The organism is Mycobacterium sp. NTMscope_Eco_3, from assembly GCF_976985685.1.
Map to the genome: position 1 here is coordinate 3641336 of NZ_CDRJYZ010000001.1, position 11546 is coordinate 3652881.

Genomic DNA, 11546 nt, shown 5'->3' on the forward strand with positions numbered 1-11546 from the left:
GCAGAACTCCCGCGGCTCTTGGGCTACTCGGTTTCGGCGCGCTGTTTGAGGCGCTGCAGGGTGAGCCGGATGTGCTCGGTGTTGGCGGCCGTCCGATCGCTCACGCCGGTGGCCTTGCCGGCGACCTTGCGGAACCACCCGGGCCTGCGGTCCCAGGTGCTTTCGGTGACCTCGCATCCCCCGTCGGCCGCGACGATGTCGTACTGCCAGCGCGCGATCGGAAGGATGGTGTGGGTCACGTCGAAGGCGAAGCGGCGGCCCGGTTCCGCGTCGGTGACGGTGCATTTGGTGCTCCAGCGCCGGCCGCCGTTCTCGTTGTGGCCGGTGAAGACCGCGCCGGGCCGCACGGCGTCACCCTTGCGCCATTCCATCGCCACCGCCTCCTCGGCCAGCGAAGCCAGGGTGGGCAGATCGGTGATGAGCCGGTACACCGCGTCGGGGCGGGCATCGATCTGCACGGTGGCCGAAACGCACGGGTCGGTCATCCGCCGATCATAGCCAGCACGCGATGCGATGCACATCGATTGCGGCCCCTGTGAACTTTCTTCACACTTGAGAGGGAATGCGCGAACGAGGGGCGATCATGCGAGTCGGCGTACCGACCGAGACCAAGACGAACGAGTTTCGCGTGGCCATCACCCCCGCCGGTGTCGCCGAGTTGATCCGCCGCGGCCATGACGTGCTCGTCCAGTCCGGGGCAGGCGAGGGATCCTCGATCACCGACTCCGAGTTCAAGGCGGCGGGCGCCCAACTCGCCGATACCGCCGAACAGGTTTGGGGCGACGCCGACCTGCTGCTCAAGGTGAAAGAACCCGTGCCGGGCGAGTATGAGCTGTTGCGGCGCAACCAGATTCTGTTCACCTATCTGCATCTGGCCGCGTCGCGTGCGTGCACCGACGCGTTGTTGGCGTCCGGAACGACGTCGATCGCCTACGAGACCGTCCAAACCGGCGACGGCACACTGCCGTTGCTGGCGCCGATGAGCGAGGTGGCCGGCCGGCTGTCCGCTCAGGTGGGGGCGTATCACCTGATGCGCACCCACGGCGGGCGCGGCGTGCTGATGGGCGGCGTGCCGGGCGTCAAGCCGGCCGACGTCGTGGTGATCGGGGCGGGCACGGCCGGTTACAACGCGGCCCGCGTCGCCGGCGGCATGGGGGCGATGGTCTCGGTGCTCGACGTCAACATCAACAAGCTTCGGTTGCTCGACGCCGAGTTCGGCGGACAGGTCCGCACCCGCTACTCGTCGGCCTACGACCTGGAGGGCACCGTCAAACGCGCCGACCTGGTGATCGGCGCCGTGCTGCGGCCCGGCGCGAAGGCCCCCAGCCTGGTCTCGAATTCCCTTGTCGCGCAGATGAAACCGGGCGCGGTACTGGTGGACATCTCCATCGACCAGGGTGGCTGCTTCGAGGACTCGCGGCCAACCACACACGACGACCCGACCTTCGTCGTGCACGACACGGTCTTCTACTGCGTGGCCAACATGCCCAGCGCGGTGCCCAAGACGTCGACGGTGGCGCTGACGAACGCGACGATGCCCTATGTGCTCGCGCTCGCCGACCGCGGCTGGCGCGCGGCGTGCCACTCGGATCACGCTCTGGGCAAAGGTCTTTCGACGCACGACGGCGCGTTGCTGTCCGAACAGGTGGCCACCGATCTCGGCCTGCCGTTCACCGACCCCGCCGAGGTGCTGGGTTAGCCCGTGGCCGCGAGGCCGGCGATGATGTCGGCCGCGGGGCCGGCGGTGGCGTGCTTGAATGCCGCCCCGGCCCACAGCGGTATCCCGTTCGGGTCCTCGATGGCGGCGGCGGCTTCCCGGATGGGCGATGTCATCTGGTTGACCTCGGGGTAGCCCAGCGGCGCCACGTGGTCGAGCATGCGGGTGAAGTCGTTTTCCAGGCCGCGCGCATACCGGCCCGAGAATGCCCGTGTCAAAACGGTGGTCGCGAACAGCGGGTTTTTCAGGGCGGTGCGATGCGCGGGGTTGGTGCCGGCCTCGTCGGCGAGCAGCAGCGCGGTGCCGACCTGCGCGGCCACCGCTCCCCTGCGCAGGGCGGCCCCGACCTCGTCGGCGGTGCCCAGCCCGCCCGCGGCGATGATCGGGACGTCGTGGGCGTGACGGATGCGATCGATGAGCTGGTGCAGCGACTCGTTGGCGGGTTCCATGTCGGGCGCGAACGTGCCGCGATGCCCGCCGGCGGCGGGGCCCTGGACCACCAGGCTGTCCGCGCCGGCCGCGACGGCCACCCCGGCCTCGTAGGCCGAGGTCACCGTGACCATCACCAGCAGGCCCAGCGCGCCGAGGCGCCGGATCACGTCGGGCGGCGGGACACCGAACGTGAACGACACCAGCTCGGGACGGACGTCGGCCACCACCTCGAGCTTCTGTTCCCAGCCGTCGTCGTCGCCGTAATGCGGGTGACCGACCTCCACCTGGTAGTGGTCGGCGATCTCTTCGAGTTCCGCCGCGTAGTAGTCCAGGGCCACCCAGTCGGCCACACTGGGCTGGGGCACAAACAGATTCACCCCCAGCGGGCCGGTGGTGGCCTTGCGCGCGGCGGCGATGTCGTCGGCGAACTGCTCGGCGCTGAGGTACCCGCCGGCGACGAAGCCGAGCCCGCCGGCGTTGGACACCGCCGCGGCCAACGCGGGAGTTCCGGGCCCGCCGGCCATCGGGGCACCCACGATGGGCACCACGATGTCCCAGAAGCCCAGTACCATTCGGCTAGTCCGCCGACGGCGAGCGCCGAGGGGGCGCGAGTGAGGAGGCGGACATTCGAGCTAGCCTACCATCGCCCGAAGTTGTTGGGGCAGTGACCGTTTGGCCGCATAGGGGCCGAGAACCGCGGCGCCGTAGCGCTGCCCGAGCAGCTTGCGGGCGACGGCGTTGACCTCCTCGACGGTCACCTGGTCGATTTGGCGCAGGGTGTGCTCGATGCTGCGGTGTTTGCCGTAGTTGAGCTCGCTGCGGCCCAGGCGGCTCATCCGCGAGCCGGAGTCTTCCAGGCCGAGGACCAGGCCGCCGCGCAGCGAGCCCTTGGCGATCCGGCATTCCGACTCGGTGATGCCGTCGCGGGCCACGGAGTCGAGGACCGTGCTGGTGACGGCCATGACCTCGGCGAAGCGTTCGGGCTGGCAGGCCGCGTACACGGACAGCGCGCCGCTGTCGGCGAAGATGTCCACCGTCGAGTACACCGAGTAGGCCAGCCCGCGCAGCTCCCGGACCTCTTGGAACAGCCGAGAGCTCAGGCCGCCGCCCAGCGCGGTGTTGAGCACCGACAGCGCCCAGCGGTGCTGCCAGCCGCGGCCGGGCGTGCGCACACCCAGCGACACGTGTGTCTGCTCGGCGTCCCGATTGCCCAGCGTCAACCCGGGGCGGCCGGTGACGCGCCCCGCGCCCTTGCGCGGCGCGATGGGTCCGCGGCCGCGGACCAGGCGCGGGCCGAAGTGCTTGCGCACCAGCGCGACCACCTCGCCGTGGTCGACGTTGCCGGCCACCGCCACCACCATGCGTTCGGGCGTGTAGCGCCGGACGTGAAACGAGTGCAGCTGGCTGCGCGTCATCGACGACACCGACTGCGCGGTGCCGATGACGGGCCGGCCCACCGGGTGGTCGCCGAACAGCGCGCCCAGGAACATGTCCCCGAGCGCGTCCTCGGGGTCGTCGTCGCGCATCGCGATCTCCTCGAGGACCACGTCGCGTTCCAGTTCGACATCCTCGGCGGCGCAGCGGCCGTTGAGCACCACGTCGGCGACCAGGTCAACGGCCAGCGCCAGGTCGGTGTCGAGCACATGCGCGTAGTAGCAGGTGTGCTCCTTGGCGGTGAACGCGTTCAGCTCCCCCCCGACGGCGTCCATCGCCTGGGCGATGTCCACCGCGGTACGGCTGGGGGTCGACTTGAACAGCAGGTGCTCGAGGAAGTGGGCCGCGCCGGCGACGGTGGCACCCTCGTCGCGCGAGCCGACGCCGACCCACACCCCGACCGAGGCGGACCGCACCGCGGGCAGGTACTCGGTGACCACCCGCAAGCCGCCGGGCAGCGTGGTGCGGCGCAGTGCGGCTTGCGGTTCGGTGTCCGCCGCGGCCGTGTGGTTGCCCCGCCGCAGCGCGGGGTCAGCTGCTCGCTTTGCCGAATCAGCTCGTGGCATCGGCAGGGGCGGCCGCCGGGGCATCGGCGGGGGCCGAGGCGTCGTCCTCCACCAGCACCAGCGAAATCTTGCCGCGCTTGTCGATGTCGGCGATTTCGACGCGCAGCTTGTCGCCGACGTTCACCACGTCCTCGACCTTCGCGATGCGCTTGCCCTTGCCGAGCTTGGAGATGTGCACCAGGCCGTCGCGACCGGGCAGCAGCGACACGAACGCACCGAAATCCGTTGTCTTGACCACGGTTCCGAGGAAACGTTCGCCGACCGTCGGCAGCTGCGGGTTCGCGATGGCGTTGATCCGGTCGATCGCGGCCTGCGCCGAGGGCCCGTCGGTGGCGCCGACGAACACGGTGCCGTCGTCCTCGATGGAGATCTGCGCGCCGGTCTCCTCGGTGATGCCGTTGATGACCTTGCCCTTGGGGCCGATGACCTCACCGATCTTGTCCACCGGAACCTTGATGGTGGTGACCCGCGGGGCGTACGGGCTCATCTCGTCGGGCGCGTCGATGGCCTCGGCCATGACCTCGAGGATCGTCACGCGCGCATCCTTGGCCTGGCCCAGCGCGCCCGCCAGGACCTGCGACGGGATGCCGTCGAGCTTGGTGTCCAGCTGCAGCGCGGTGACGAAGTCCTTGGTGCCGGCGCACTTGAAGTCCATGTCGCCGAACGCGTCCTCGGCGCCGAGGATGTCGGTCAGCGTGACGAACCGGCGCTCGGTGCGCCCGTCGATCTCGACGTCGTCGGAAACCAGGCCCATCGCGATGCCGGCCACCGGCGCCTTCAGCGGCACACCGGCGTTCAGCAGCGACAGGGTGGACGCACAGACCGAGCCCATCGAGGTGGAGCCGTTGGAACCCAGCGCCTCGGAGACCTGGCGGATGGCGTACGGGAACTCCTCGACGCCCGGCAGCACCGGGATCAGGGCCCGCTCGGCGAGCGCGCCATGCCCGATCTCACGCCGCTTGGGCGAACCCACGCGGCCGGTCTCGCCGGTGGAGAACGGCGGGAAGTTGTAGTGGTGCATGTAGCGTTTCGAGGTTTCCGGCCCCAACGAGTCGATCTGCTGGGCCATCTTGACCATGTCGAGCGTGGTGACCCCCAGGATCTGGGTCTCACCGCGCTGGAACAGCGCGCTGCCGTGCGCGCGGGGCACCACGGCGACCTCGGCAGACAGGGCGCGGATGTCGGTGATGCCGCGGCCGTCGATGCGGAAGTGGTCGGTGAGGATGCGCTGGCGCACCAGTTTCTTGGTCAGCGAGCGGAACGCGGCGCTGACCTCTTTCTCGCGGCCCTCGTACGTCTCGGCTAGGCGCGCGAGCACCTCGGCCTTGAGCTCGTCGGTGCGCGCGTCGCGCTCGGCCTTACCGCCGATGGTCAGCGCCTTGGCCAGCTCGTCGGTGGCCACCGAGGCGACCGAGTAGTAGACGTCTTCCTGGTAGTCCGGGAACGTCGGGAACTCGCCGACCGGCTTGGCGGCCGACCCGGCCAGCTCCTCCTGCGCGGTGCACAGGGCGGCGATGAACGGCTTGGCGGCCTCGAGTCCTTCGGCCACAACGGTTTCCGTCGGCGCCTGGGCGCCGCCCTCGACGAGCTCGATGACGTTCTCGGTGGCCTCGGCCTCGACCATCATGATCGCGACGTCACCATCCACCTTGCGGCCCGCCACCACCATGTCGAACACGGCCCGCTCGAGTTGCTCGACGGTCGGGAACGCCACCCACTGGCCGTCGATCAGCGCGACCCGCACGCCCCCGATCGGACCCGAGAACGGCAGCCCGCTCAGCTGGGTGGAGGCCGACGCGGCGTTGATCGCCAGCACGTCGTACAGGTCGTTGGGGTCCAGGCTCATGACCGTGACCACGACCTGGATCTCGTTGCGCAACCCGGAGACGAACGACGGGCGCAGCGGCCGGTCGATGAGCCGGCAGGTCAGGATCGCGTCCGTGGAGGGACGGCCCTCGCGACGGAAGAACGAACCGGGGATGCGACCGGCGGCATACATCCGCTCCTCGACGTCGACGGTCAGCGGGAAGAAGTCGAAGTGCTCCTTGGGGCTCTTGCTGGCGGTGGTCGCCGACAACAGCATGTTTTCGTCATCCAGGTACGCGACCACGGACCCGGCGGCCTGCTGGGCCAGCCGGCCGGTCTCGAAACGGATGGTGCGGGTGCCGAAGCTCCCGTTGTCGATGGTGGCGGTCGCCTCGAACACGCCCTCTTCAATTTCAGCGACAGACATGGACGTCCGTACGGCCTCTCTTATTCGGCTGTTTCGCGTAGTCACGCGCAACCTGGAGAGGGTCCGCAGGACCCGTGCGGGCCTGCGAGTCACCCTGGGAGCTAATCCCGAAGAGCCAGTCTGAATGCGGCTACGGCCATCGATCGAAGCGGCCGAGAAGCCCCAGATCCGGAGAGCCCGGCAGCCACTACCGAAGACCGCCCGATGCAGACTGGGCTGCTCCCTCGAAGGTGCGTAGTGACACGCTGGAACGGCGCACGCGGATCTGCGTGACCGCACCGTTGCTCGGGCCGAACCGGCCCAGAACGTCCTTACTCTACACGGGCGACCCCGCCCCGCCAGCATCGCGCGGGATCAGGCGGGCGTCATCGGCCCGTCGTTGAGGGCGTCAGCGACGCAGGCCGAGGCGCTCGACCAGCGAGCGGTACCGCGCCACGTCGATCTGGGCGACGTACTTGAGCAGCCGGCGCCGGCGCCCGACCAGCAGCAGCAGCCCGCGCCGCGAGTGGTGGTCGTGCTTGTGCACCTTCAGGTGCTCGGTCAGGTCGGCGATCCGCTTGGTCAGCAGCGCGACCTGGGCCTCCGGGGACCCGGTGTCGGTGTCATGCAGGCCGTAGGTGCCCAGGATTTCTTTTTTCTGCTCGGCAGTCAGCGCCACGAACTATCTCCATCAATCGGTCCGCGAAAGGTAAATGGTGCAGGCGCGGCCACCGCGAACCGCAGCACGCGCCGATGTCGTCCGGCAGTTTAGCAGCGCTGGGACCGCCGGGCACAAACGCGGCGGCTCATCAACCCGAGGACAGCAGCGCCCGCGCCCGGTCGGTGTCCTTGCCCATCGCGACGACGAGTTCGTCGATGGAGTCGAACTTGTGCTGTCCGCGGATGCGGGCGACGAAATCGAGGGCGACGTACTGTCCGTACAGGTCGGCGTCGGTGTCCAGGACGAACGCCTCGACGGTGCGGGTGCGTCCGGAGAAGGTGGGGTTGGTGCCGACGGACACCGCCGCCTGATAGCGCTCGCCGGGGACGATCTCCCCGGGGGCCCCCGCCCCGCGACCGTGGCCGAGCAGGGTGAACCACGCCGCGTACACGCCGTCGGCCGGGATGGCCGAATACATCGGCGGCGCCACGTTCGCGGTCGGGAAGCCCAGTTCGGCGCCGCGGCCGTGACCCCGCACCACCACGCCCTCGACCCGGTGCGGGCGGCCCAACGCTTCGGTGGCCGCGACCACGTCGCCGGCGTCCACGCAGGACCGGATGTAGGTGGACGAGAACGTGACGGTCTCGTTGCTGTGGTGTTCGGACAGCAGCGACATCGACTCCACGGCGAACCCGAAGCGATCGCCGGCGCGCCGCAGGGTCTCGACGTTGCCGGTCGCCTTCTTGCCGAAGGTGAAGTTCTCCCCCACGACGACCTCGACCACGTGCAGGTTCTCCACCAGCAGCTCGTGCACGTAGCGGTCCGGCGTGAGCTTCATGAAATCGGTGGTGAACGGCATCACCAGGAAGACGTCGATGCCCAGCTCCTCGACCAGCTCGGCGCGCCGCGTCAGCGTCGTCAACTGCGCCGGATGGCTGCCGGGATAGACCACTTCCATCGGGTGCGGGTCGAACGTCATCAACACCGTCGGCACGCTGCGCGCCCGCCCCGCCTTCACCGCGTGCGCGATCAGCTCCGCGTGGCCGCGATGCACGCCATCGAACACACCGATGGTGAGCACACACCTGCCCCAGTCCGTGGGAATCTCGTCTTGGCCGCGCCACCGCTGCACGACCGCAAGCCTACGGCGCCGAGTGCCCGGCCGGGAGATCCGGAGGGCGCAACACCCGCCGGGGTGGCGGGGAACACGCCGGATCCGGACGGGGTTGCCTAAACTTTGTCGTTGTGAGGGCTGACGAAGAGCGTGGCGGTCTCACCGCGGTCGGCCAGGACTACCTCAAGGCGATCTGGAATGCCCAGGAGTGGTCCCCCGACAAGGTCAGCACCAAGATGCTGGCCGAGAAGATCGGGGTGTCGGCCAGCACGGCCTCGGAGTCGATCCGCAAACTCGCCGAGCAGGGCCTCGTCGACCACGAGAAGTACGGCGCGGTGACCTTGACCGCGGCCGGGCGGCGGGCGGCGCTCGAGATGGTGCGCCGGCACCGGCTGCTGGAGACCTTCCTGGTCAACGAGCTCGGCTACGCCTGGGACGAGGTGCACGACGAGGCCGAGGTGCTCGAGCACGCGGTGTCGGATCGCCTCGTGGCCCGCATCGACGCCAAGCTGGGATTCCCGCAGCGCGACCCGCACGGCGACCCCATCCCGGCCTCCGACGGGCAGGTGCCCACCCCGCCGGCGCGCCAGCTGTGGGCGTGCGGCGACGGGGACGCCGGGACGGTGGCCCGGATCTCCGACGCCGACCCCGAGATGCTGCGCTACTTCACCGACGTCGGCATCAACCTCGACTCCCGGCTGCGGGTCCTGACCCGCCGCGAATTCGCCGGCATGATCTCGGTGGCGATCGAATCCGGCGACGGCGCCGAGACGACCGTCGACCTGGGCAGCCCGGCGGCGCGGGCGATCTGGGTGACGGCCTGAGGGTTTCGGGTTCGCGAACGTAACGTGGCTGCGATGATCGGCGACGATCTTCGCAGTGCGGTTACGCTCGCGAAGCTCAGTCGGCCAGTAATCCCTTGGCGATGTGGGTGACCTGCACCTCGTTGCTCCCGGCGTAGATCATCAGCGACTTGGCGTCGCGGGCCAGCTGCTCCACCCGGTACTCGGCCATGTAGCCGTTGCCGCCGAACAGTTGCACGGCCTCCATCGCCACCTCGGTCGCCGCCTCCGACGAGTACAGCTTGATCGCCGACGCCTCGGCCAGCGTCAGCGGTTTACCGGCCTGTTGGCGCTCGATGGTGTGAAAGACCATGTTCTGCACGTTCATTCGCGCGATTTCCATCTTGGCCAGCTTGAGTTGGATCAGCTGGAACTGCCCGATGTTCTTGCCCCACAGCGTGCGACTCTTGGCGTAATCGATGCACAGCCGGTGGCATTCGTCGATGATGCCCAAGGCCATCATCGCGATCCCGATCCGCTCGGCGGCGAAGTTGGCGCGGGCGCTGTCGCGGCCGTCGCCGTCGGTGTGCTGTTCCCTCTCGCCGAGCAGCCGGTCCGGGCTCAGCCGCACGTTGTCGAAGAACAGCTCGCCGGTCGGCGAGGACATCATGCCCATCTTCTTGAACGGCTTGCCCTGCGTCAGGCCCGGCATGCCCGCATCGAGCACGAAAACCAGCACCGACCGGTTGCGCTTGTCGACCTTCTTGTCCGGGGAGCCGTCGCCCTCGTCGAGCTTCGCGTACACGACCAGGACATCGGCGTAGGGCCCGTTGGTGATGAACGTCTTCTGCCCGTTGAGGATGTAATCCGCGCCGTCGCGTTTGACGTAGGTCTTCATGCCGCCGAACGCGTCCGAGCCCGAGTCCGGCTCGGTGATCGCCCACGCCGCAATCTTTTCCAGCGTCATCAGCTCGGGCAGCCAGCGCTCCTTCTGGGCCAGCGTGCCGCGGCTCATGATGGTCGCCGCACCCAGACCGAGGCTCACCGAGGCGGTGCTCAGCAACCCGATGCTGACCCGGGCGATCTCGGAGACCAGCACCGCGATCATCGATCCCTGGGCGCCACCGCCGAAACCGCCTGCGTCGTCCGGCTTTTCGTCGGGCTCCTCAGCCGCGGGCCTGCCGTCGAGCTTGGAACGTTCGGAGTCCAGCATCTTCTTGACCGACTCGGCGGCCATCGCGTCGAGGCCGAACTGGCTGAACAGCTTGCGCGCGATCGGATAGGGCGACATTGCGCCGCTTTCCAATTCGTCGAGGTGCGGCCGGATCTCCTTGTCGACGAACTGCCGAACGGCATCCCGGACCATCAGGTCGGTGTCGGACCACTCGATCATGATGTCCTTAGCGTTCGGCGCGCTGATAGGCGGTGACGACGGCGGCGCCGCCCAGCCCGATGTTGTGTTGCAGTGCGGCGCTGACGCCCTCGACCTGACGTTTGTCGGCCGTGCCCCGCAGCTGCCAGGTCAGTTCCGCGCACTGCGCCAGCCCGGTCGCGCCCAGCGGGTGGCCCTTGGAGATCAGGCCGCCCGAGGGGTTGACCACCCAGCGACCGCCGTAGGTGGTGTCGCCGTTGTCGATCAGCTTGGGCGCCTCGCCCGGCCCGCACAGGCCCAGGGCTTCGTAGAGCAGCAGCTCGTTGGCCGAGAAGCAGTCGTGCAGCTCGATCACCTGGAAGTCTTGCGGACCCAGCCCGGACTGGTCGTAGACCTGTTGTGCGGCTTGCACATTCATGTCATAGCCGATGAGGTTCTTGGCGCTTCCGTCGAACGTCGAGGCGAAGTCGGTGGTCATGGCCTGTCCGACGATCTCGACGGCCTGGCCCGCCAGCCCGTGGCTGTCGACGAAGCTTTCCGAGGCCAGGATCGCGGCGCCCGACCCGTCGGAGGTCGGCGAACACTGCAGCTTGGTCAGCGGGTCGGAGATCATCCGCGCCGCCAGGACGTCTTCCAGCGTGTAGGACTCCTGGAACTGGGCGAACGGGTTGTTCACGGAGTGCTTGTGATTCTTGTAGCCGATCTTGGCGAAATGCTCTGCGGTGGAGCCGTATTGCTTCATGTGCTCGCGGCCGGCGGCGCCGAACATCCACGGCGCGACGGGCATCGCGAACTCGTCGATCTCGGCCATCGCCTTGACGTGTTTGGCCATCGGCGATTCGCGGTCCTGGGCCCCGCCGCCCAGCGAACCGGGCTGCATCTTCTCGAAACCCAGAGCGATCGCGCAGTCGACGATGCCACCGCGGATCGCCTGCGCGGCCAGGAAAAGCGCCGTCGAGCCGGTGGAGCAGTTGTTGTTGACGTTGACGACCGGGATGCCGGTCATGCCGAGCTCATAGAGCGCGCGCTGCCCGGACGTCGAATCACCGGCGACGTAGCCGACGTAGCCCTGCTGCACCTCGTGGTAGGCGATGCCGGCGTCCGCCAAGGCGTTGGTTCCCGATTCGCGCGCCATGTCCGGGTAGTCCCAGCCCTCGCGGCGACCGGGCTTCTCGAATTTCGTCATCCCGACGCCGACGACATAAACCTTGTTAGAGATCTTGTTAGACATCATCGTCCCTTCCGCAGCGTGGGCC

Annotated in this window: 10 protein-coding genes; 2 read left to right on the forward strand and 8 right to left on the reverse strand. The window is 68.7% G+C overall.

Features of this window, described 5'->3' with window-relative positions:
• Window positions 1-23: 23 nt before the first annotated feature.
• Window positions 24-485 (reverse strand): SRPBCC family protein, encoded by a 462-nt coding sequence (locus AC0KTM_RS16630; protein ID WP_238956424.1) that lies wholly within the window; start codon window positions 483-485, stop codon window positions 24-26.
• 98 nt (window positions 486-583) lie between these two features.
• On the opposite strand from AC0KTM_RS16630, the gene ald reads away from it, so the two are divergent.
• Entirely contained in the window at window positions 584-1699 is a 1116-nt protein-coding gene (gene ald, locus AC0KTM_RS16635) for an alanine dehydrogenase (protein ID WP_472416174.1), read from the forward strand.
• On the opposite strand, the gene AC0KTM_RS16640 is transcribed toward ald, so the two are convergent.
• The 5 genes from AC0KTM_RS16640 to AC0KTM_RS16660 all read right to left on the reverse strand — a co-directional run bounded on the left by AC0KTM_RS16640 (window position 1696) and on the right by AC0KTM_RS16660 (window position 8154).
• Complete coding sequence (locus AC0KTM_RS16640) at window positions 1696-2721, reverse strand: nitronate monooxygenase (RefSeq protein WP_472416176.1); 1026 nt, start codon at window positions 2719-2721, stop codon at window positions 1696-1698. The genes ald and AC0KTM_RS16640 overlap by 4 nt on opposite strands.
• 60 nt (window positions 2722-2781) lie before the next feature.
• Window positions 2782-4149, reverse strand: coding sequence for a M16 family metallopeptidase (locus AC0KTM_RS16645; protein ID WP_472416178.1), 1368 nt, complete (start codon window positions 4147-4149; stop codon window positions 2782-2784).
• A complete protein-coding gene (locus AC0KTM_RS16650; RefSeq protein ID WP_225327620.1) occupies window positions 4136-6382 on the reverse strand; it encodes a polyribonucleotide nucleotidyltransferase in 2247 nt (748 codons plus the stop codon). The genes AC0KTM_RS16645 and AC0KTM_RS16650 overlap by 14 nt, the downstream gene beginning before the upstream one ends.
• Window positions 6383-6770: 388 nt before the next feature.
• Window positions 6771-7040 (reverse strand): 30S ribosomal protein S15, encoded by a 270-nt coding sequence (rpsO, locus tag AC0KTM_RS16655; RefSeq protein ID WP_066950523.1) that lies wholly within the window; start codon window positions 7038-7040, stop codon window positions 6771-6773.
• A 130-nt stretch (window positions 7041-7170) separates the two neighbouring features.
• Window positions 7171-8154 (reverse strand): bifunctional riboflavin kinase/FAD synthetase, encoded by a 984-nt coding sequence (locus AC0KTM_RS16660; protein ID WP_225327619.1) that lies wholly within the window; start codon window positions 8152-8154, stop codon window positions 7171-7173.
• A gap of 113 nt (window positions 8155-8267) precedes the next feature.
• Between AC0KTM_RS16660 and mntR the strand changes: the two genes are divergently transcribed.
• A complete protein-coding gene (gene mntR / locus AC0KTM_RS16665) occupies window positions 8268-8960 on the forward strand; it encodes a manganese-binding transcriptional regulator MntR (RefSeq protein WP_238956428.1) in 693 nt (230 codons plus the stop codon).
• A gap of 76 nt (window positions 8961-9036) precedes the next feature.
• On the opposite strand, the gene AC0KTM_RS16670 is transcribed toward mntR, so the two are convergent.
• A complete protein-coding gene (locus tag AC0KTM_RS16670) occupies window positions 9037-10311 on the reverse strand; it encodes an acyl-CoA dehydrogenase family protein (protein WP_472416180.1) in 1275 nt (424 codons plus the stop codon).
• 7 nt (window positions 10312-10318) lie between these two features.
• Window positions 10319-11521 carry a lipid-transfer protein gene (locus AC0KTM_RS16675; RefSeq protein ID WP_238956430.1) on the reverse strand — a complete coding sequence of 401 codons (1203 nt, stop codon included), beginning with the start codon at window positions 11519-11521 and terminating at the stop codon, window positions 10319-10321.
• Between the last annotated feature and the right edge of the window lie 25 nt (window positions 11522-11546).